This window comes from Burkholderia sp. BC1, assembly GCF_052683555.1.
Genome location: NZ_JBQYLP010000009.1, coordinates 104,084 through 125,369, shown reverse-complemented (window position 1 = coordinate 125,369; position 21,286 = coordinate 104,084). Strand labels below are relative to the sequence as shown.

The window sequence follows — 21,286 nt, the reverse complement described above, 5'->3', positions numbered from 1 at the left end:
CCGCCGCGATTCGATTTCACTCGCGCTCTGGTCTGTTGAAAGAATGTGAGCGCCGAATTATCGGGGAAGGTATATGACTGTCTGATGACGAAAAATCGATCGGTCATCGACGAAAATGCAATGATTTATTGCGATCAAAAACGCTAAAGATTCTTGATAGGCTGCCGTTAACCTCCGGCCTGCCTTTCCCGGCGAGGCGATCCGCGCCGCACGGCGCTTCAGGTATGGCGCGGTTCAATTACCGTTCGATAATCGGCAAAAAATCGATTCTTCGATTATCGGCAAACGTTTTCGCATTACCGAATGCCGATTATCGCGCGGTTCTTTTATGTACGGCACGTCGGTCGTTGAATGGGCGGCACGTCGTCACGCGCCCACGTCGCCGATGTGCGCGAGGCCACTCATGCCGGAAAAGAAACGGACTCGTTCCGCCGCGTGCGTTCACGCACGCGCCGCGACGCACTAGACTGTCGGCTTCGCCCTGTTCCGGAAGCTCACGATGACCGACGTCCTGCCGCTGACCACCGATCCCGAATCCGGCCTGCAATATCGGCTGCGCGCCGCAAGCGGCACGCGCCCGGCCGCGCGCCTGTTGCTGCTGCACGGCGTGGGCGGCAACGAGACGAACCTTCTGCACGTCGCCGACGCGATCGACCCGCGCATCGAGATCGCGTTCCTGCGCGCGCCGCTCGGCTTCGGTCCCGGCCAGCATGCATGGTTTCCGGTGCGCTTCGGGCCGAACGGCCCCGAGATCGATCCCGCGCGCGCGAACGCGAGCCGCCTGAAACTGATCGCGCTGCTGCACGCGTTCCGCGCGCAGGACGGCGCGGATGCCGCGCTGCCGACCGTGATCGCCGGCTTCAGCCAAGGCGGCATCATGAGCGCGAGCGTCGCGCTCACGTCGCCGGCCGACGTCGTCGGCTTCGCGGTGCTCTGCGGACGCATCCTGCCCGAGATCGATCCGCTGATCGCACCGCGCGACGCACTGCGTTCGCTGCACGCGTTGATCCTGCACGGCGACGCGGACGACAAGCTGCCCGTCACGTGGGCCGAAACGGCCGATGCGAAACTGACCGCGTTGGGCGTCGCGCACGACATGCGACGCTATGCGGCCGGACACGAACTGACGGCCGACATGGTGCGCGACTTCGGTCGGTGGGTCGGCGAGCGCGTCGGCTTGAGCTAAGTTCGTCGCCGCTCGGTCCGTGCGCGTCGTGTCGATGTGGCGTCGCGCGATGCTGCGCGCATGCGATTGCGTGCGGCACGCTACGCGTCAGGATCGACGTTCACGGAACGCCGCGCCTGCTTCGGCACGCCGCCCTGCAACATCCTTAACGTTAGCCGCGACGATCGCGGCGGAACAGCACGCGTCGCTCACCACGGCAGCGAATATGTCTTCACGTTCGTGAAGCTCTTCATCGCCTCCTGCACGCCCTCCTTGTAGCCGAGCCCCGAATCCTTCACGCCGCCGAACGGCGTCAGTTCGAGCCGGTAGCCCGGCACCTCGCGCACGTTCACGCTGCCCACCTCGAGTTCGGTGATGAAACGCGTGATGTAGTCGAAGCGGTTCGTGCAGATCGACGACGACAACGCATAGTCGGTGCTGTTCGACATCCGGATCGCTTCGTCGATGTCGCGAAAGCGCATGATCGGCGACACGGGCCCGAACGTTTCGTACTTCACGAGCGGCATGTCGGGCGTTACGCGATCGACGACCGTCGGCGAATACAGCGCGCCGTCGCGTACATTGCCGACCAGCAGCCGCGCGCCGCGCGCGATCGCATCGTTCACGCGCGACTCGCAGAACATCGCGGCCGCTTCGTCGATCACCGTGCCCATGTCGTTCGACGGATCGGCCGGATTGCCGTACGACCACGCGCGCGTTTTCTCGACGACGAGCTCGGTGAAGCGATCGGCCACCGCCTCGTGCACGAGCATCCGCTTGATCGCGGTGCAGCGCTGCCCGGAGTTCTTGTACGAGCCCGACACCGCGAGCGTGCTCGCTTCGTCGAGATCGGCGTCTTCCATCACGATGATCGGATCGTTGCCCCCGAGCTCGAGCACGGCGCGCCGGTAGCCCATGCGCGATGCGATCGACTTGCCGATCGACACGCCGCCCGTGAACGTGATCAGGTCGATCGCCGGATTGGTCACGAGTTCGTCCGCGATCTCGTTCGGGTCGCCGGTGATCACCTGCAGCATCTGCGGCGGCAGGCCCGCTTCATAGAGGATGTCCGCGAAGAGATAACACGACAGCGGCACCTTCTCCGACGGCTTCACGACGATCCGGTTGTTCGTCGCGATCGACGGCACGACCTTGTGCGCGACCTGGTTCATCGGATGGTTGAACGGCGTGATCGCCGAGATCGCGCCGAGCAGCGGCTCGCGCTGCGTGTACACGCGGCGCTTCTTGCCGTGCGGCGTCAGATCGCACGAGAAGATCTGCCCGTCGTCTTTCAGTACTTCGCCGGCGCCGAACGTCAGCACGTCGGCCACGCGCCCCGCTTCGTAGGTCGAATCCTTGATGCACAAGCCCGCTTCCGCGGTGATCAGCGCGGCGATTTCGGCCGTGCGCGCGCGCACGATGTCGGCTGCGCGACGCAGGATCGCCGCGCGTTCGTGGCGCGTGAGCGTCGGTCGATACGCGCGCGCCACCGCGAACGCGCGCCGCACGTCGTCGAGTGTCGCCTTCGGCACCGTGCCGACGAGCGTGCCGTCGTAGGGGTGGCGCACGTCGATCGTCGCGTCGCGCCACACGCGTTGCCCGTCGATCCGCAACGCTTCGTGCCGTGCGTCCGAGACGGGAATCGACTTCAGCACCGTGCTCATGGGGTCTCCCTTTTTCTGTCCTTGTTCGTCAGTCGACGACGACGAGCCCTTCGTGCGCGAGGCAGCGGCACAGCGTCGTCCATGCCGGCGAGTCGGGCCGGGCGTGCGTGTGTGCATCGATACGAATCGGCTCGCCCAGCACGCGCGACACATGCGCGAGCAGCGTATGCGCGATGCCGCTGCGCCGGTACGCGGGCTCGACATAGAGCCGCACGAGCAGCGGCGCACGTGCACTGTCGTCGACGCTCAGCTCGCCGACCGCTTCGTCGTCGCGATACGCGACCGCCACCGCCTGCGCATCGTCGAAGACGATGCGAATCACGCGCGCGCAACGATCCCTGAACACGACGACGTGCATCACGCTCCCTCCGCTCCCACTCCCGCTCTCGCGACGCACGCGTGCGTCGTCCCGCGCCTGCGTACCGGGGAGTTTTCCGGATCGTGCAGCGGCGGCGAGTTCAGTATCGTCTTGCCACGTCGGTGCGCAGTAGTACCAGACGCCGCCTTTCATTGAGTCCACATCCGCGTCGCGGCGCGCGTATGCTCGCGATACCGCGCGATGCGCCGCGGTGTCCGCCACGTTCGAAGGAGAAAGCATGTCGAGCCGTACCCCGACCGCGTTATGGGCGCAGCAGTTCCGGCGGTCGTCGACGTCGAGGACGAGCCTGCAGGACCAGATCCGGCGCATGCTCGTCGCCGCGATCCTCGACGGTCAGCTGCCGCCGGACGCCGCGCTGCCGTCGAGCCGCGAACTGGCCGACCAGCTCGGCGTCGCGCGCAACACGGTCGTGCTCGCGTACCAGATGCTCGTCGAAGAGGGGTACCTGATCTCGCGCGAGCGCAGCGGTCATTTCGTGAATCCGAAGATGCTCGAAGGGCTGCCGGGCTTCACGCCGACGCCGCCCGACGCGAAGCCGGACAGCGACGACGATGCGGGCCGCCCTGCGTGGCACGAGCGGATCGCGCATCCACCGTCGAGGCAGCGCAACATCGTGAAGCCCGCGAACTGGCAGCACTACGAATTCCCGTTCATCTACGGGCAGTTCGACCAGTCGCTGTTTCCGACCAACGACTGGCGCGAATGCTGCCTGAAGGCGCTGTCGGTGATGGAGATCCGCAACTGGGCACCGGACCTGATCGAACGCGACGACGAATCGCTGATCCAGCAGATCCGCACACGCGTGCTGCCGCGGCGCGGCGTGTTCGCGATGCCGGACGAGATCGTCGTGACGAACGGCTGCCAGCAAGCGCTGTACCTGATCGCGGACCTACTGTGCGGCAAGCACACGACGGTCGGCTTCGAGAATCCCGGCTATCCGGACGCGCGCAACATCTTCGAGAACCGCAACGCGCGGCTGCTGCCGCTGCCCGTCGACGGCAACGGCATCGCGCCCGACGAGCAGGACGCGGCGCTCGCGCGCTGCGACTACGTGTACGTGACGCCGAGCCATCAGTGCCCGACCACCGCGACGATGCCGGTCGAACGCCGCCGCGCGCTGCTCGAACGTGCGCGGCAGCACGACTTCGTGATCATCGAGGACGACTACGAGAGCGAGAACACGTTCTCGGGCACGCCGCATCCGGCGCTGAAGAGCCTCGACACCGCCGATCGCGTGATCTACGTCGGCAGCCTGTCGAAGACTTTCGCGCCGGGGCTGCGGCTCGGCTACGTGGTCGGTCCGCGCGCGCTGATCCGCGAGCTGCGCGCGTTGCGGCGGCTGATGGTGCGCCATCCGGTCGCGTATATCCAGCGCGCGTTCGCGACGTTTCTCGCGCTCGGCCATCACGATGCGCTGCTGCGCCGGCTCGCGCACGCGTACAGCGAGCGCTCGCAGGCGCTGATGGCCGCGCTCGACACGCATCTGCCGGACGCGCGCTACGTGCGCGTGACGGGCGGCGCGTCGTGCTGGGTCGAAGGCCCGCCGTGGCTCGATGCGGTGCGCCTCGCGGCCGACGCGCAGGCGGCCGGCATCCTGATCGAACCGGGCGACGTGTTCTTCATGAACGACGACGCCGATGCGCGCCGCTGTTTCCGGATGGGCTTCTCGGCGATTCCGCTGGAGCGGATCGATGCGGGGGTGCAGGCGCTCGCGCAGCGCGTGAACGGCCAGCGTCCGGCCCGATAAGGCGCGCATGATGCGCGCATGATCCGCGCCGCACGCACGCCGGCGCCGCGCGTGTACGCTGGCCCAAGCGAAACCCCCGAACTGGCGCTACCGTCAAAAACCGCCGCTCACTAACGTGTCGATACCGCGTGCCGCATGCGTGCCAGCGCAGCGCGGTCGCCCATCACTCGACAGGAGACACGTTATGGCAGATACGCTCACCGCCCCCGCCGCCGTCACGGCCGCCACGCTCGCGGCCTTTTCCGACGCGTTCAACCGACACGACGCAAATGCGCTGATGGGCTTCATGACCGAGGACTGCGTGTTCGACGCCGCCGGCGGCCCGGACGTGCACGGCACGCGCTTCGTCGGCCGCGACGCCGTGCGCGCCGCGTTCGAAGCGGTGTTCAAGACCTTCCCCGACGCGCACTGGGGCCGCGGCCGCCACTACGTGACCGGCAATCGCGGCGTGTCCGAATGGGTATTCACCGGCACGCACGCGGAAGGCTGGCGCATCGAGGCCGAAGGCTGCGACCTGTTCGAATTCCGCGACGGCCTCATCGCGGTCAAACGCGCGTTCCGCAAGGAGCGCCCGAAGCAGCCGGCGTGATCCGCGAATTTGAAACGAATCATTTCATTTCATTCCATATTCCTGAGCCGACAGCGGAATCGCTTGACCCGGCATCGCCTGAAACTAGTATCCGGAACATGATGTTCCGTTAATTGAACAATCTCGGAGACACCCCATGAGCGAACACACCTCTTCCCAGCGCGCGTCGTCCAGCGGCCCGCAGGACATGACGCCGTCCGAAGCCTTCGTCGAGACCCTGGCCGCGAATGGCGTGACCGACATGTTCGGCATCATGGGCTCCGCGTTCATGGACGCGATGGACATCTTCGCGCCGGCCGGCATCCGCTTGATCCCGGTCGTGCACGAACAGGGCGCCGGCCACATGGCCGACGGCTATGCGCGCGTGTCGGGCCGCCACGGCGTCGTGATCGGCCAGAACGGCCCCGGCATCAGCAACTGCGTCACCGCCATCGCGGCCGCGTACTGGGCGCACAGCCCGGTCGTGATCGTCACGCCGGAAGCCGGCACGATGGGCATCGGCCTCGGCGGCTTCCAGGAAGCGAACCAGCTGCCGATGTTCCAGGAATTCACGAAGTACCAGGGTCACGTCACGCACCCGGCGCGCATGGCCGAATTCACGGCGCGCTGCTTCGACCGCGCGCAGGCCGAGATGGGGCCGACGCAGCTCAACATTCCGCGCGACTACTTCTACGGCAAGATCAAGGTCGAGATTCCGCAGCCGCGCAAGCTCGATCGCGGCCCCGGCGGCGAGCAAAGCCTGAACGATGCGGCGGAGCTGATCGCGCAGGCGAAATTCCCCGTGATCATCTCGGGCGGCGGCGTCGTGATGGCGGACGCGGTCGAGGAATGCAAGGCGCTCGCCGAACGGCTCGGCGCGCCGGTCGTCAACAGCTACCTGCACAACGACTCGTTCCCGGCGAATCATCCGCTCTGGTGCGGCCCGCTCGGCTACCAGGGCTCGAAGGCCGCGATGAAGCTGCTGTCGCGCGCGGACGTCGTGATCGCGCTCGGCTCGCGGCTCGGCCCGTTCGGCACGCTGCCGCAGCACGGGCTCGACTACTGGCCGAAGGACGCGAAGATCATCCAGATCGACGCCGATCACAAGATGCTCGGCCTCGTGAAGAAGATCTCGGTCGGCATCTGCGGCGACGCGAAGGCCGCGGCGGTCGCGCTCACGCAGCGTCTCGCTGGCCGCACGCTCGCATGCGATGCGACGCGCGGCGAACGCGCCGACCAGATCGCGACCGAGAAGGCCGCGTGGGAGAAGGAACTCGACGAATGGACGCACGAGCGCGACGCGTTCAGCCTCGACATGATCGAGGAGCAGAAGCACGAGAAGACCTTCAACGGCGGCCAGTATCTGCATCCGCGCCAGGTGCTGCGCGAGCTCGAGAAGGCAATGCCCGAGGACGTGATGGTGTCCACCGACATCGGCAACATCAACTCGGTCGCGAACAGCTATCTGCGCTTCAACAAGCCGCGCAGCTTCTTCGCGGCGATGAGCTGGGGCAACTGCGGCTACGCGTTCCCGACCATCATCGGCGCGAAGGTCGCCGCGCCGCACCGCCCGGCCGTCTCGTATGCGGGTGACGGCGCATGGGGCATGAGCCTGATGGAGACGATGACCTGCGTGCGTCACAACATTCCGGTCACGGCCGTCGTGTTCCACAACCGCCAGTGGGGCGCCGAGAAGAAGAACCAGGTCGACTTCTACAACCGTCGCTTCGTCGCGGGCGAGCTCGACAACCAGAGCTTCGCGGCGATCGCGCGTGCGATGGGCGCCGAAGGGATCGTCGTCGATCGTCTCGAGGACGTCGGCCCGGCCCTGAAGCGCGCGATCGACATGCAGATGAACGAGGGCAAGACGACGATCATCGAGATCATGTGCACCCGCGAACTCGGCGATCCGTTCCGCCGCGATGCGCTGTCGAAGCCGGTCCGCATCCTCGACAAGTACAAGGACTACGTGTAACGCCGCGTCGCCGACGCATGACGCCGGCCGTGCGCGACTCGCGCGGCCGGTCCCCGGCCGGATGCCGTGCCCCGTGCGGGCCGCCGCTTCCGGCCGTTTTTCCTTCTGCGAGTTTCCGATGAAAGCTCTCGACCGCATTCTCGAATCCGCGCGTCGCCGGCCGATGCGCATCGCGCTCAGCGAAGCCGACGATCCGCGCGTGCTCGCGGCCGCCGCACGCGCGACGCGCGACGGCATCGCGCACATCGTGCTCGTCGGCCCGCGCGCGGCGATCCACGCGGCCGCCGCACGCGACGGCGTGTCGCTCGACGGGATGACGCTCGTCGATCCGGCCGCCTCCGCGTCGCGCGACACGTATGCCGACACGCTCCATGCGCTGCGCAAGAACAAGGGCATGACGGCCGACGCCGCGCGCGACGCGGTGCTCGACCCCTTGTGTCACGCGAACCTGATGGTGCGGCTCGGCGACGCGGACGGCTCGGTCGCGGGCGCCGTGCACGCGACGGCCGACGTCGTGCGCGCGGCGATCCAGCTGATCGGCGTCGATCCGGCGTTCCGTCTCGTATCGAGCTTCTTCCTGATGATGCTCTGCGAACCGTTCCACACGATCAAGGGCGGACTGATCTTCTCCGATTGCGCGCTCGTCGTCGATCCGGATGCCGAGCAGCTCGCCGAAATCGCGATGGCCGCCGCCGATAGCGCGCAGGCGCTGCTCGGCGAGACGCCGCGCGTCGCGATGCTGTCGTTCTCGACGAGCGGCAGCGCGCATCACGCAGCCGTCGACAAGGTGACGGCCGCGACCGAGCGCGTGCGCGCGCAGCGGCCGACGCTCGCGATCGACGGCGACGTGCAGCTCGATGCGGCCATCGTCGCGGAAATCGCCGAGCGCAAGATCGTGCATTCGCAGGTCGGCGGGCACGCGAACGTGCTCGTGTTCCCGAGCCTCGAAGCCGGCAACATCGGCTACAAGCTCGCCGAGCGGATCGGCCGCGCGAAGGCGGTCGGCCCGCTGCTGCAGGGGCTGCGCCGGCCCGCGAACGACCTGTCGCGCGGCTGCAGCGCCGACGACGTCTATCACGTGATCGCCGCGACGACCGTGCAGGCGCAGGCCGCCGCGCAACGCGTCGCGGCGAGCGAGGCGGCACCCGCATGACCGCCGACAAACTGGCGATCCTGATCGCATTGATCGGCGCCGGCAGCTACTTCCAGACCGTCACGGGCTTCGGGCTCGGGATGATCGTGATGGGCGCGACGAGCGGCTTCGGCCTTGCGCCGCTCGCGACGGTCGCGACGCTGATGAGCATCGTGTCGCTCGCGAACGGCGCGACGGCGCTGCCCGGCCGCCTCCATCACATCGACTGGCGCGCGGTCGGCGCGGCGACGCTCGGCATCCTGCCGTCGGTCGTCGCGGGCGTGGTGCTGCTCGAATGCCTGAGCCGGTCGGCGGCCGACCTGCTGCAGCTGATCCTCGGTGCGGTCGTGCTGTACGGCGGCGTCAGCGCCGCGTTGCGGCCGGCGCCGCTCGACGTGCGCTCCGACAATCGCAGCTTCTTCATGAGCGGCGTGTTCGGCGGGCTGCTGAGCGGCCTGTTCGGCGTGTCGGGGCCACCGCTGATCTTCCAGTTCTATCGGCAGCCGCTGACGCTCGTGCAGATCCGCTGCGCGCTGATCGTGCTGTTTACGACGACCTCCGCGACGCGCGTGCTCTACACGTTGTGCGAAGGCCGGCTCGATCGCGACATCTGGCTGCTCGCGGCGCTAGCGACGCCGGTCGTGATGCTGACGACGGTCGCCGCGCGCCGCTATCCGCCGCCGCTGTCGCCCGTCGCGACACGCCGGCTCGCGTTCGGCGTGCTGGTGGCGATCGGCTGCGGGCTGATCGCGACCTCGCTGCCGCCGCTGCTGCATCGCGCGTAAGCGGCTGCATCGCGCCCTTCGCGCCCGGCGCGCCGCGAGGCTCGCGCGCTCATCGCCGTGCGCCGATCCAGCAGGCAATTTCGGCAAGCCGCTTCATGTCGGGCGCGGACGTCAGGTCGATCGCGAGCCGGTGGCGATAGTACGGACCGAGATCGAGACCGACGCCAAGCCCGAGCACTTCGACGCGGCCGGCCGCTTCCGCGCGTGCGACGACTTGCTTCAGATGATTGTCGAGATAGAACGGATCGTTCGCGAGCGCGGTCGCGCCGTCCATCGGGCTGCCGTCCGAGATCACCACGAGGATGCGGCGCGCCTCCGGTCGCGCGGCCAGTCGCGCGCACGCCCATTCGACCGCCTCGCCGTCGATCCCTTCGCGGAACAGGTCGGCCTTGAACAGCGCGGCGATGCCGGTGCGCGCGTGGCGCCAGCGCGTCGCCGCATCCTTGAACACCAGATGACACGCCTCGTTCAGGCGGCCCGGATGGCGCGGCTTGCCGCGCGCGAGCCATTCCTGCCGCACGCGGCCGCCGTTCCAGGCGCCGGTCGTGAAGCCGAGCACCTCGGTCGCGAGGCCTGCGGCATCGCCGGCGCGCACGAGCGTATCGACCGTCAGCGCGACCGCGTCGATCCACGTCTTCATCGACCCCGAACAATCGATCAGGAAGGTCAGCGCGCAGTCGGCGCGCGGCCGGACGCGCTCGAGCCGGAACAGCCGTCGCTCGGCCGGCGAACTGACCAGCTGCGCGAGCCGCCGGCCGTCGAGGCGGCCGTGCTCCTCGCCGAACGACCAGCCGTCCGTCTGCGGCACGACCAGCGCCGCACGCAGCATACGCGCGAGCCGCGGCACGTTGATCCGCTGCGCGGCGATCTGCGCGTCGAGCCGTTCGCGATACTCGCGCAGCAGCGCCGCGCGGATCTGCGCGGCCGGCTTCAGCTCGCGATCGTAGCGCGTCGTATAGGCGCGATAGACGCCGTCGCCACCGTGCAGCACGGCGCTGTCGCCCGTTTCGACGAGCGCCGGCAGGTCGACGCCCGTATCGTCGAAATCGACCCACAACGAGAACTGCGTGAGCGCGTCGTCGGGCTCGCGCGAGTCGTTCGGATCGGTGTCGACGACCGACGCGCGTGCGTCGCGGATCATCGCCGCGATCCGGCGCGCGAGCGCGAGCGCATGCACGGCGAATGCGCGCTGATCGTGCCGGCAGCGGCGCAGCGCGGCAAGCTGCGTGCCGATCTGCGGCACGATCGCCGCGCGCGACGCTTCGATCAGGTCTTCGGTTTCGTCGAGCACGGGCCAGCCGGACAGCCGCGACCATGCGATCTGCACGACCGTGTATACGAGGATGCCGACATGCGTGTCGGCCTGCCCCGACAGATGGAACGTGCGCGACCACGCTTCGAACCGGTGCCGCAGGTTCTGCACGACACCGCGCAGCGCCGGCGGCGCGAGCGATTCGCAGCGCAGCTGCTCGAGCATTTCGAACAGCACGCGCTCGACCGGATCGTCGCCGAGCCGCGCGCGATGCAAATCGGGATCCGAATGGAGGATGCGCAATGCAGCGCCGTCCGCGGCGCCACGCCACGACGCACGATCGTCGTCGGCCGCCTGCGCGCGCAGATGCGGTGCATGGATCGGCAGCGGCCGAAGCGCGCGGCATACGCGGCCCGCGCGGTAGTGCAGCGTCGCGTCGCGCGTCATCGCGCGCACGGCGGCCGCGCCGAGCGTCTCGTGCGCGAGCGCGCGCCGCGCCGCGTCGCGCTCGGCGCTCACCGCGCGGCTCCCGGCTCGCTACCGACCCGCGCCCCGATCGCGAGCTCGTCGCCGAAGCAGCGCTGGTAGTACTCGGCGACGATCGGCCGCTCCGCGTCGTCGCACTTGTTCAGGAACGTGAGGCGAAACGCAAGCGCCGGATCGCGGAAGATCTGGCAGTTCTCGGCCCAGTCGATCACGGTGCGCGGCGACATCAGCGTCGACACGTCGCCGGTCGCGAAACCGTTGCGTGTCAGTTCGGCGAGGCTGACCATCGATTCGAGCAGCGTGCGGCCCGCTTCGTCCGCGAGCGCCGGCACGCGCGCGCGCACGATGCCGATCTCCTCGTCGCGCGGCAGGTAGTCGAGCGTCGCGACCACGTTCCAGCGGTCCATCTGCGCATGATTGAGCATCTGCGTGCCGTGATACAGGCCGTTCAGATTGCCGAGCCCGACCGTGTTCGCGGTCGCGAAGAGCCGAAACGATGGATGCGGATGAATCACGCGATTCTGGTCGAGCAGCGTGAACTTGCCGTCGCGCTCGAGAATCCGCTGGATCACGAACATCACGTCGGGCCGCCCCGCGTCGTATTCGTCGAAGATGAGCGCGACCGGCCGCTGCAGCGCCCACGGCACGATGCCCTCCTGGAACTCGGTCACCTGCACGTCGTCGCGCACGACGATCGCGTCCTTGCCGACGAGGTCGAGCCGGCTGATATGGCCGTCGAGGTTCACGCGCACGCACGGCCAGTTCAGCCGTGCGGCGACCTGCTCGATATGCGTCGACTTGCCGGTGCCGTGCATGCCCTGCACGAGCACGCGCCGGTTGCGCGCGAAGCCGGCGAGAATCGCGAGCGTCACGTCGGGATTGAATCGATACGCGTCGTCGACGTCCGGCACGTGATCGTCGCGCACGCTGAACGCGGGCACCGTCAGGTCCGAATCGATGCCGAACCGCTCGCGGACCGACACCATGCAGTCCGGCTTGCTCGCTACCGCTTCCATTGCGTTGCGCTCCTCTGTCGTTGCGGGCCGGACGCGCGCCGATGCGATGCGCGTCGCCCCGTTTGCGGAACGATCCGTTCCGTTGCGTGAAATGCGGGCCGCTTCGCGCGGCACGCCGGCCCGCGCGGCGCGTGTGCGGGGCCGTTCGGTACAATGGCCGCAGTCCATTTTCCGGAACGATGCTGCCGATGCTTCCCGCCGATACGCCCACGCTGCGCGCGTTTGCGCTGCTCGAACACCTGGTCCAGGCGGGCGATGCCGTGTCGCTCGCCGATCTCGCGCGCGAGGTCGACATGCCGAAGGCGTCGCTGCACCGGATGCTCGCGTCGCTCGAAGCGGGCGGCCTCGTGATCCGCGAGCCGGGCCGCAGGAACGCCTACGCGGTCGGCCCGCGGCTCGCGCGGCTCGGGGCGCGCGTGATGCTCAATGCCGGCGCGCGGCGGCTGCGCCATGCGATCCTCGCGCGGCTCGTCGCCGATCTCGGCGAAACCTGCAACCTGACGATGCTGCACGACACCGACGTCGTCTATCTGGACCGCGTCGAGGCCGACTGGCCGCTGCGGCTCGACCTGAAGCCCGGCTCGCGCGTGCCCGCGCACTGCAGCGCGAGCGGCAAGCTGCTGCTCGCGCTGCTGCCGCGCGACGAGCGCAACGCGCTGCTGCGCGCGATGCCGTTGCCGCGCCATACGCCGAACACGATCGCCGATCCGGCGCTGCTCGAGGCCGAGCTCGACCGCATCGCGCATCGCGGGCTCGCGATCGACAACGAGGAGTTCGTCCCCGGCATCGTCTGCATCGCCGCGCCGATCGTCGATGCGCAAGGCGCGTGCGTCGCCGCCGTCGCCGTGCATGCGCCCGTGTCGCGCGCGCCGCTGTCGCGGCTGCTCGACAGCGCGCCGCGCGTGCAGGAGGCCGCGCGGGCGCTCGCCGAAACGTTCTAGCACCGCGCCGCGCATCATGATGCGCGCTGGTAGTAGATGTTCTGCGGATGGTGCGCATCCGCGAAAAAGAACCACCGCTCCGCGACGAGCCCCGCATACTGGATCACGAACGCCGCACCGAGTATCGCGGCCGCGAGCGCCGACGTCGGCGCAAGCGCGAGCGCGCCGGTCAGCACGAACGGCACTGCGAACGCGCCGAGCAGGAAGCCGGCCTTCACCGCACGCAGCGTGCCGGCGCCCTTGCCGTGGAAGAATTCGCGCGTATTGAACGCGCTGGCCGTGAACCCGCGCGACTTCTGTTCGACCTTCGCCTGCCGGATGCCGGTCGCGCTCTGCACGGTCGACTTCGGCCGCAGCCGCGCATTGCGCGCCAGCGACGCGAGCCGTGTCGCGCCGCCCGCGAGCGTCAGCGCGCAGGCGGCCGGCGCCAGCGCGGCGACGAGCGACGGTGCGAGCCACGCGGCGCATGCGGTCGCGAGCGTGCAACCCGACGCGCAGCCGAGCAGCACGAAGTTCACGAGCGTCAGCGGGCTCGCCCACTCCTGCAGGAAGCGCAGGCACGCATAGATCATCGCGGTGCAGACGAACAGCGCGACGCTCGCGAGCGCGGCCGCCGCGCCGATCGGCAGCGTGCCGCGCCAGCCGAGCGCATGCGCGGCGCCGTAGGCGAACGCGCACGCAAGAAACACCGGCAGCGCGATGCATTCGCGCGACAGCCACGACGTGCGCCACATCGCGATCGCGCGCCAGGCGCGCTCCGGATGGCCGAGATGGAAGAACGACGCGAACAGGCCGAGCGCGCCAAGCGCGACCGAGAGCGCGGCGCCCGTCACGTAGAACGCGTTGCCGACGTCGGCGCCCGTCGCGCGCGCGAGCGCCTCGACCGCGACGAGCGTGAGCAGCAGGCCCTGCGCCGCGCCGCACAGCGTAGTGAGAAAAACGACCGAAAAGGCTGGACGCATGATGGTCGGCTCCGTCGATGCAGTGAAGTAAGCGTATGAAGATCGCGCGCTCAGCGCGACGCGGCGAGCGCGACGAGGTCGATGTCGCCGCGCGCGGCGCGCGCCTCGAACGAGTCGTCCTCGCCCGCGCTCGACGCGCTGCCGCAGCTGCCGCCGCTGCCGCAGCCGCACGACGGCTGCGTCGCGACGCGCGGCAGGTAGTGGTTCGACGGCCGCGTGTCCCACTCCGGCATCAGCGTATAGCCGCCGCGCTCGCGTATCGCGCGCGACACGTCCGACTCGGGATCGTGCACGTCGCCGAACAGCCGCGCGGACGTCGGGCACGCGAGCACGCAGGCCGGCTTGCGATCGCGTTCGGGCAGCGCGGCGTTGTCGATGCGGTCCGCGCACAGCGTGCACTTCGTCATCTCCTTGCGCGCTTCGTCGAGCTCGCGCGCGCCGTACGGACACGCCCACGCGCAATACTTGCAGCCGATGCACTTGTCGTAGTCGACGAGCACGATCCCGTCCGACTTGCGCTTGTAGCTCGCGCCGGTCGGACACACGGGCACGCAGGGCGGATCCTCGCAATGCAGGCACGACTTCGGGAAGTGGATCGTGTCGGTCATCGGGAACACGCCGGCCTCGTACGTCTGTACGCGGTTGAAGAACGTGCCCGACGGATCGTCGTCGTACGGCCGCACGTCGGCGAGACTGCCGGCTTCGCCCGACGTGTTCCACTCCTTGCAGCTCGTCACGCAGGCATGGCAGCCGACGCACACGTTCAGGTCGATGACGAGAGCCATCTGGGTCATGATTGCGCTCCTTCGTTTAGCGGTCGTCCGACTGCGGGCCCGGCGACGCGGCACGCCGCAGCCGCGCGGCGAATGCGCCGGTGCCCGCGAAATACGCCTGCACGCGCTGCAGTACGCGCGTCGAGCCGGGCAGCGCCGGCATCGGCGCGAACTGCGGCAGCGTCGTCTGCGCATCGGCCTCGGCCGGATAGATGCGCACCTGCACGTCGTACCAGCCGGCCTGCCCCGTCACCGGATCGGAGTTCGAGATGCGCGCGCCGTCGCGTGCGGCGTCCGGCAATTCGTCGGTGATCACGTGATTCAGCAGAAAGCCGCGCTGCGATTCGCCGGCAGCGGGGCCGAGGTTCCAGGCGCCGGACGCCTTGCCGATCGCGTTCCAGGTCCACACGGTGCCGGGCTCGACGGCCTCGCTGTAGCGCGCGCGGCAGCGCACCTTGCCCCACGGCGATTCGACGTAGATCCACGCGCCGTCGTCGATCTGCTGCGCGGCGGCGGTCGCCGGATTCACGAACAGATGGTTCTCGCCGTGAATCTGCCGCAGCCACGCATTCTGCGAGTCCCACGAGTGATACATCGCCATCGGCCGCTGCGTGATCGCCGCGAGCGGATAGCGCTGCGTGTCGGTCAGGCCGCGCTCGAGCGACGGATACCAGAACGGCAGCGGATCGAAATAGCGCGCGATGCGCTCGCGCAGCGCGTCGGGCGGCTGGCGCCCCGACGTGCGGCCTTGCGCGGCGAGCCGGAATTTCTGCATCACGTCCGAGTAGAGCTGGATCACGATCGGCACGCCGAACTTGCGCATGCCGTTGTCGACGGCCCACTCCATGTACGGCCCGTTGCAGTTGCGCATGTATTGCAGCGACTCCGGCAGCCGGTAGTGATAGACGCAGTTGTTCTCCGCGTAGCGCTGCCACTGCTCGGGATTCGGCTCGCCGACGACGGCCTTCTCGCCGTTGCGTCCGCGCCAGCCGATCAGGAAGCCGGTGCCCGAGTCGGGCGCCGTCTGGAAGTTGACGACGAAGTCCGGATAGTCGCGGAACTTGCGCCGACCGTCGGGCGTCGTGAACGCCGGAAACTTCAGCCGGCTCGCGAGTTCGATCAGCACTTCCTGGAACGGCTTGCATTCGCCGGCCGGCGGCACGACCGGCACGCGCACCGAGTCGACCGGGCCGTCGAATTCGGAGATCGGACGATCGAGCACCGACATCACGTCGTGCCGTTCGAGATAGGTCGTGTCGGGCAGGATCAGGTCGGCGAACGCCGTCATCTCGGACGCGAACGCGTCGCAGACGACGAGAAACGGAATCCGGTATTCACCGTCGTCGCGCTTGTCGACCAGCATCTTGCGCACTTCCGTCGTGTTCATCGACGAATTCCACGCCATGTTGGCCATGAAGATCAGCAGCGTGTCGATCGGATAGGGGTCGCCGCGCCATGCGTTCGTGATGACCGAATGCATGAGCCCGTGCACCGCGAGCGGGTATTCCCACGAGAACGCCTTGTCGAGCCGCGCCGGCGAACCGTCCGGATGCACGAACAGGTCCTCCGGCCCGGCCGGCCAGCCGAGCGGGCCGGTCGCGAGCGGCGTGTTCGGCCGCACCTGCTCCGGATCGTTCGGCGGTTTCGCGGACGGCGGCACCGCGCGCGGATACGGCGCCTTGTGCCGGAAGCCGCCCGGCCGATCGATCGTGCCGAGCAGCGACATCAGCACCGCGAGCGCACGGATCGTCTGGAAGCCGTTCGAATGCGCGGCGAGCCCGCGCATCGCATGAAACGCGATCGGCACGCCCTTCACCGTCTCGTGCTGCTTGCCCCAGGAATCGGTCCAGCGCACCGGCAGCTCGATCGCGTGTTCGCGCGCGACGGTCTCCATCTCGCGCGCGAGGCGGCGGATCGTGTCGGCCGCGATGCCCGTGATGTCGGCCGCCCATTCGGGCGTGCAGTGCGCGACCTGCTCGCGCAGCAGCGTGAACGACGGGGCGACAGGCGTGCCGTCGTCGAGCGCGTAGCGGCCGTCGAGCGCGGGCACCGCGCCTTCGGTGTGATGCAGCACCGCGCGCTGCGTGTTCACGTCCCACCACATGCGGTTCTGCGGATACAGCGGATTGACTTCCGGCGCAGCGGGATCGCGCACGAACAGGCCGAACGTATCCGCGTCCTCGCGCAAGTCGACGAGTTCGCCGGCATTCGTGAAGCGCGCGACGAACTCCGTGTCGAACGCGTCGCGCGCGATCAACTCGTGCATCAGCGCCATGAACAGCGCGCCGTCGGTGCCCGGCCGGATCGGAATCCACTCGTCTGCGATCGCCGCATAACCGGTGCGCACCGGATTGATCGCGATGAAGCGGCCGCCCGCGCGCTTGAATTTTGCGAGCGCGATCTTCAGCGGGTTCGAATGATGATCCTCGGCCGTGCCGATCATGAAGAACAGCTTCGCGCGATCGAGATCGGGGCCGCCGAATTCCCAGAACGAGCCGCCGATCGTGTAGATCATCCCGGCCGCCATGTTCGCCGAACAGAAGCCGCCGTGCGCCGCGTAGTTCGGCGTGCCGAACTGCTTCGCGAACAGCCCGGTGAGCGCCTGCATCTGATCGCGGCCGGTAAACAGCGCGAAGCGCTTCGGATCGGTCGCGCGCAGATGCGCGAGGCGCTTTTCGAGCACGTCGAACGCGACCTCCCACGACACCGGCTCGAACTGCGCCTCGCCGCGCTCCGCGCCCGGCTTGCGCATCAGCGGTTGCGTGAGCCGCGCGGGCGAATACTGCTTCATGATCCCCGACGAGCCCTTCGCGCAGATCACGCCCTGGTTCAGCGGATGCGCGGGGTTGCCGTCGATGTAGCGGACTTCGCCGTCGCGCAGATGCACGCGGATGCCGCAGCGGCATGCGCACATGTAGCACGTCGTCGTCCGGATTTCGGCCCGCTCGTCGCGGGCGCGCGCACGCTGCTCCATCGTCTGTCCTCGTTCGCGGATCGCGGTGCCCGGCGGGCACGCGTGTATCGGTCCGTCTATCGTAGGCGCGGGCGCCGCCCGCAAAAAGTCGCATCCTCCGATCGAAGCTATCGGCCGGCGCGATAGTTGTTTGCGCATCGATACGCGCCGCACCCATGCAAAGGCCCGGCGGGAACGCCGGGCCTTCGGCGCTGCGTACGGCCGTGCCTCAGCGCGGCGGATACGCGATCAGGTCGCTTTCATCGAGATGCTCGCGGCGGCCGCGGCGCGTGAGCGCATAGGCGACGAGCAGCACCGCGAGGCTCGCGACGCCCAGCCACAGCGGCTTGCGCTGATCGGGAATGAAGGCCATCGCGACGAGGATGCTGATCATCCCGGCGATCGCGACCCACGTCAGGTACGGATACGCCCACATCTTCACGCGCAGCTTCGCGGCGGCGGCCGCATCGAGGCGCTTGCGCAGGCGCAGCTGCGAGAACGCGATCAGCACGTAGACGAAGATCGCGACGGTGCCGTACGAGTTGACGAGGAACGCGAACACGGTATCGGGCGACACGTAGGACATCACGACCGACACGTAGCCGAACACCGTGCCGAGCAGGATCGCGCGCACCGGCACACCGCGCTTGCTGACCTTCGCGAGCGCGGCCGGCGCGTCGCCGTGGCGCGTCAGCGCGAACAGCATCCGCGACGCCGCGTACAGCCCCGAGTTCAGCGCGGACAGCACGGCCGTCAGCACAATCGCGTTCATCACGTTCGCTGCGGCCGGCAGCCCCATCACTTCGAGCGCACTGACGTACGGCGTCGACATCTGCGGCGAATTCCACGGCACCAGCGCGACGACGAGCGCGACCGAGCCGACGTAGAACACCAGTACGCGCGTGATCACCGAGTTGGTTGCCTTCGCAACGGCCTTGGCCGGCTCGCGCGCCTCGGCCGCCGCGATCGTGACGATCTCGGCGCCGAAATAGAAACCGGTCGCCGCAACGGCCCCGCTCATCACCGGCCCGATGCCGAGCGGCATGAAGCCGCCGTGACCGAGCAGCGTCGGCAGCACCGCCGTGGTGTGCATCGACGACGGCCACAGACCGAGCACGTAGAGGCCGCCGAGGAACAGGAACACGATGATCGCGCCGACCTTGATCGACGAGAACCAGAACTCGAATTCGCCGTAGCTGCCGACCGAGATCAGGTTCGTCAGCGTCAGCACGACCAGCAGCGCGAGACTGATGATCCATGCGGGCACGTCGGGTAGCCAGAACTGGATCAGCTTCGCGCCCGCGACCGCTTCGAGCGCGACCACGATCACCCAGAAATACCAGTACATCCAGCCGGTCAGGAAGCCCGCCATCCTGCCGGGCCCGCGCCAGGTGCCGAACGCGAGCCGCGCATATTCATAGAACGAACCGACGGCCGGCATCGCGCAGGCCATCTCGCCGAGCATGCGCATCACGAGCACGACGAGCCCGCCCGTGATCAGGAACGACAGGATCGCTGCCGGCCCGGTCTGCTGAATCACCACGCCGCTGCCGACGAACAGCCCGGCACCGATCACGCCGCCAAGCGCGATCATCGTCATGTGGCGCTGCTTGAGGCCACATTTCAGGTCACTCTGATTCGAGGGTTGCATGTCTTCTCCATATCCTGGTTGTCCGGCGCCGCTCGCGCGATACGGGATGCATCGCACGCGCGCCGCCGTCGACGGGCGAGCGAGGTCCTGCGACCCCGGCCGCACGGATCGGTCTTGCTGTTGTTATTCGGTCGAGGGTTATTCGATCGCGCGGGCCCGCGGTGTCCGCGGTGCACCGCGCGCGGTCGCGCTCAGGGCTTCTCGTCGCGCCTGAAGTACGACACGTAGAGCATGCGTTGCCCGATGCGCCGGAACGGCGCGAACGGATGACCGGGCAGCGGCGAGGTAAAAATCGGCAGCGTCTGACGCTCGCCCTTGCCGGCGATCCGCTCGGCGAGCCGCCGGCCGGCCTGCTGCGAGTACGACACGCCGTTGCCGCCGTAGCCGAGCGCGTAGAACACCGACTGATGCGGATCGGGCTGGCAGACGCGCGGCATCATGTCGTGACTGACGTCGACCCAGCCCCACCACGAGTAGTCGATCTGTACGCCGCGCAGCGCGGGAAACTTGCGCGCCATGCCTTCCTTGAGCAGGTCGAGGTGACGCGGATTCGGCGCATCGCTGCCGGTGATCGCGCTGCGGCTGCCGATCTGCAGCCGGCGATCGGGCAGAAAACGGTAGTAGAAGCGCAGCGTGCGCGTGTCGGTCAGCACCTGCGTCGTGCGGAAATTGCATGCTTCGATCTCCGCGTCCGTCAGCGGACGCGTGACCATCGAATTGGACAGGATCGGCATCACCTTGCTGCGCAGCGACGGATGGAGCGTCTGCGCCGTATACGCGCCGGTCGCGATGCCGACCGCGCGCGCACGCACGACACCGCCCGGCGTACGCAGATGATGCACGCCGCCGATTGTCTCGAAGCCGAGCACGGGGCTGCTCGTATAGACCTTCGCGCCCGCTTCGCGCGCGAGGCGCAGATAGCCGAACGCGAGCTTCAGCGCATGAATGCCGATCCCTTCGGGCTCGTGCAGCGCGCCGGCCGCTTCGTGATCGTTGAGGAATTCGCGGCGGAACGTCTCCGCGCTCAGCAGTTCGGACGGATAGCCGAACACGTCCTTCCATACCTTCGCCTCGGCCGCGAGCTTCGCCATGATGCGCGGACGATGCGCGATCAGGAAGTGGCCGCCGGGCTGCGGATCGCAGTCGATTTCGGCGACGAGCGACTTGAAGTGCTCGAAGCCTTCGAGGATCTCGTCGTGCATCTTCAGCGCGACGTCCTTGCCCCAGCGCTCGATCCACTGCGAGCGCGACAGGCGGCCCGACGCGTTCTGCCCCTGCCCGCCGTTGCGGCTGCTGCAGCCCCAGCTCGTGCGGTTCGCTTCGAGCACGACCGCCTTGATACCGTGGTCGCGGGCGAGGCACAGCGCGGTCGCGAGGCCCGTGTAGCCGGCGCCGATGATCGCGACGTCGACGTCCATGTCGCGCGTGACGGGGCCGTCGTCGGGCGGCGGGCTGCCGGCCGTCGCGACCCAGTAGGTCGGCGCGTACTGCTTGCCGCAGCCGGGGCCGGGCGACACGAGCGGATCGTAGGTCGGATCGTAGCGCGTGTCGTGCTGGCGTCCGGCCGCAAAGCCGCTCGCGGTGCGTTCGATGGTCGACATGGTCAGTCCTCCGACACGGTGGCGGCCGCGACGCCGCACGGCGCGCCGACGGCGATTCGACTGACGGTTGCGGGGCGCGCATCCGCCGCACGGGCGCATGCTGCCGACTGCCTGTTGGTCATGCCTGTCTCCTGATCGTTCTCTTCGGGTCGATCCAGCGCAGATGCTTCAATGCGGCGATCTGTCGAGGAAAGTGTAGGCAGGCCGTTTTTTCGCAGGTAGGGCCAGTCGGGCGG

The 21,286-nt window shown here is 68.4% G+C and carries 16 protein-coding genes; 7 read left to right on the top strand and 9 right to left on the bottom strand.

Translation table 11 applies throughout. The features are described from left to right. Positions 1-499 precede the first annotated feature (499 nt). Positions 500-1,186, top strand: coding sequence for an alpha/beta hydrolase (locus ACSHSS_RS06845; protein ID WP_060111588.1), 687 nt, complete (start codon positions 500-502; stop codon positions 1,184-1,186). Positions 1,187-1,374: 188 nt separating this feature from the next. Here the strand turns inward: ACSHSS_RS06845 and phnY are convergent, their stop codons facing one another. Together phnY and ACSHSS_RS06835 are read right to left on the bottom strand one after the other, a co-directional pair. Further along, complete coding sequence (gene phnY / locus ACSHSS_RS06840) at positions 1,375-2,829, bottom strand: phosphonoacetaldehyde dehydrogenase (RefSeq protein ID WP_445544765.1); 1,455 nt, start codon at positions 2,827-2,829, stop codon at positions 1,375-1,377. 28 nt (positions 2,830-2,857) lie between these two features. Further along, positions 2,858-3,187 (bottom strand): GNAT family N-acetyltransferase, encoded by a 330-nt coding sequence (locus ACSHSS_RS06835; protein WP_012217215.1) that lies wholly within the window; start codon positions 3,185-3,187, stop codon positions 2,858-2,860. A gap of 238 nt (positions 3,188-3,425) precedes the next feature. Here ACSHSS_RS06835 and pdxR point away from each other — a divergent pair, with 238 nt between their 5' ends. From pdxR to ACSHSS_RS06810, 5 genes are all read left to right on the top strand, one after another. Continuing rightward, a complete protein-coding gene (gene pdxR / locus ACSHSS_RS06830; protein WP_445544764.1) occupies positions 3,426-4,955 on the top strand; it encodes a MocR-like pyridoxine biosynthesis transcription factor PdxR in 1,530 nt (509 codons plus the stop codon). A 184-nt stretch (positions 4,956-5,139) separates the two neighbouring features. Then, positions 5,140-5,544, top strand: a complete 405-nt coding sequence (locus tag ACSHSS_RS06825) for a nuclear transport factor 2 family protein (protein ID WP_006399779.1) — start codon at positions 5,140-5,142, stop codon at positions 5,542-5,544. A 136-nt stretch (positions 5,545-5,680) separates the two neighbouring features. Further along, on the top strand, positions 5,681-7,498 hold the full coding sequence (gene xsc, locus ACSHSS_RS06820; protein WP_006403857.1) for a sulfoacetaldehyde acetyltransferase: 1,818 nt from the start codon (positions 5,681-5,683) through the stop codon (positions 7,496-7,498). A gap of 118 nt (positions 7,499-7,616) precedes the next feature. Then, positions 7,617-8,651 carry a phosphate acetyltransferase gene (gene pta, locus ACSHSS_RS06815; RefSeq protein WP_059876042.1) on the top strand — a complete coding sequence of 345 codons (1,035 nt, stop codon included), beginning with the start codon at positions 7,617-7,619 and terminating at the stop codon, positions 8,649-8,651. Next, positions 8,648-9,415 (top strand): sulfite exporter TauE/SafE family protein, encoded by a 768-nt coding sequence (locus tag ACSHSS_RS06810; RefSeq protein ID WP_217264454.1) that lies wholly within the window; start codon positions 8,648-8,650, stop codon positions 9,413-9,415. The genes pta and ACSHSS_RS06810 overlap by 4 nt, the downstream gene beginning before the upstream one ends. 49 nt (positions 9,416-9,464) lie before the next feature. Here ACSHSS_RS06810 and ACSHSS_RS06805 read toward each other — a convergent pair whose 3' ends face one another. Both ACSHSS_RS06805 and ACSHSS_RS06800 read right to left on the bottom strand, forming a co-directional pair. After that, complete coding sequence (locus tag ACSHSS_RS06805) at positions 9,465-11,186, bottom strand: cobaltochelatase CobT-related protein (RefSeq protein WP_445544763.1); 1,722 nt, start codon at positions 11,184-11,186, stop codon at positions 9,465-9,467. Continuing rightward, positions 11,183-12,169: an AAA family ATPase gene (locus ACSHSS_RS06800; protein WP_012217220.1), complete on the bottom strand. Its 987-nt coding sequence runs from the start codon at positions 12,167-12,169 to the stop codon at positions 11,183-11,185. The genes ACSHSS_RS06805 and ACSHSS_RS06800 overlap by 4 nt, the downstream gene beginning before the upstream one ends. A gap of 188 nt (positions 12,170-12,357) precedes the next feature. On the opposite strand from ACSHSS_RS06800, the gene ACSHSS_RS06795 reads away from it, so the two are divergent. Then, positions 12,358-13,110 (top strand): IclR family transcriptional regulator, encoded by a 753-nt coding sequence (locus ACSHSS_RS06795; protein ID WP_053298768.1) that lies wholly within the window; start codon positions 12,358-12,360, stop codon positions 13,108-13,110. Between the two features lie 14 nt (positions 13,111-13,124). Here the strand turns inward: ACSHSS_RS06795 and ACSHSS_RS06790 are convergent, their stop codons facing one another. The 5 genes from ACSHSS_RS06790 to ACSHSS_RS06770 form a co-directional block, all read right to left on the bottom strand. Further along, positions 13,125-14,072, bottom strand: a complete 948-nt coding sequence (locus tag ACSHSS_RS06790) for a dimethyl sulfoxide reductase anchor subunit family protein (RefSeq protein ID WP_445544762.1) — start codon at positions 14,070-14,072, stop codon at positions 13,125-13,127. 50 nt (positions 14,073-14,122) lie between these two features. Next, positions 14,123-14,866: a 4Fe-4S dicluster domain-containing protein gene (locus ACSHSS_RS06785; protein WP_445544761.1), complete on the bottom strand. Its 744-nt coding sequence runs from the start codon at positions 14,864-14,866 to the stop codon at positions 14,123-14,125. Between the two features lie 16 nt (positions 14,867-14,882). Further along, positions 14,883-17,819, bottom strand: a complete 2,937-nt coding sequence (locus ACSHSS_RS06780) for a molybdopterin-dependent oxidoreductase (protein ID WP_445544760.1) — start codon at positions 17,817-17,819, stop codon at positions 14,883-14,885. A gap of 208 nt (positions 17,820-18,027) precedes the next feature. Continuing rightward, positions 18,028-19,449, bottom strand: coding sequence for an amino acid permease (locus tag ACSHSS_RS06775; RefSeq protein ID WP_006403866.1), 1,422 nt, complete (start codon positions 19,447-19,449; stop codon positions 18,028-18,030). A gap of 191 nt (positions 19,450-19,640) precedes the next feature. Beyond that, complete coding sequence (locus tag ACSHSS_RS06770) at positions 19,641-21,050, bottom strand: NAD(P)/FAD-dependent oxidoreductase (protein ID WP_006399767.1); 1,410 nt, start codon at positions 21,048-21,050, stop codon at positions 19,641-19,643. Between the last annotated feature and the right edge of the window lie 236 nt (positions 21,051-21,286).

Coding starts and splice junctions, on each gene's coding strand:
- ACSHSS_RS06845 (WP_060111588.1), top strand. CDS start 500: ATGACCGACGTCCTGCCGCTGACCACCGATCCCGAATCCGGCCTGCAA.
- phnY (WP_445544765.1), bottom strand. CDS start 2,829: ATGAGCACGGTGCTGAAGTCGATTCCCGTCTCGGACGCACGGCACGAA.
- ACSHSS_RS06835 (WP_012217215.1), bottom strand. CDS start 3,187: ATGCACGTCGTCGTGTTCAGGGATCGTTGCGCGCGCGTGATTCGCATC.
- pdxR (WP_445544764.1), top strand. CDS start 3,426: ATGTCGAGCCGTACCCCGACCGCGTTATGGGCGCAGCAGTTCCGGCGG.
- ACSHSS_RS06825 (WP_006399779.1), top strand. CDS start 5,140: ATGGCAGATACGCTCACCGCCCCCGCCGCCGTCACGGCCGCCACGCTC.
- xsc (WP_006403857.1), top strand. CDS start 5,681: ATGAGCGAACACACCTCTTCCCAGCGCGCGTCGTCCAGCGGCCCGCAG.
- pta (WP_059876042.1), top strand. CDS start 7,617: ATGAAAGCTCTCGACCGCATTCTCGAATCCGCGCGTCGCCGGCCGATG.
- ACSHSS_RS06810 (WP_217264454.1), top strand. CDS start 8,648: ATGACCGCCGACAAACTGGCGATCCTGATCGCATTGATCGGCGCCGGC.
- ACSHSS_RS06800 (WP_012217220.1), bottom strand. CDS start 12,169: ATGGAAGCGGTAGCGAGCAAGCCGGACTGCATGGTGTCGGTCCGCGAG.
- ACSHSS_RS06795 (WP_053298768.1), top strand. CDS start 12,358: ATGCTTCCCGCCGATACGCCCACGCTGCGCGCGTTTGCGCTGCTCGAA.
- ACSHSS_RS06790 (WP_445544762.1), bottom strand. CDS start 14,072: ATGCGTCCAGCCTTTTCGGTCGTTTTTCTCACTACGCTGTGCGGCGCG.
- ACSHSS_RS06785 (WP_445544761.1), bottom strand. CDS start 14,866: ATGACCCAGATGGCTCTCGTCATCGACCTGAACGTGTGCGTCGGCTGC.
- ACSHSS_RS06780 (WP_445544760.1), bottom strand. CDS start 17,819: ATGGAGCAGCGTGCGCGCGCCCGCGACGAGCGGGCCGAAATCCGGACG.
- ACSHSS_RS06775 (WP_006403866.1), bottom strand. CDS start 19,449: ATGCAACCCTCGAATCAGAGTGACCTGAAATGTGGCCTCAAGCAGCGC.
- ACSHSS_RS06770 (WP_006399767.1), bottom strand. CDS start 21,050: ATGTCGACCATCGAACGCACCGCGAGCGGCTTTGCGGCCGGACGCCAG.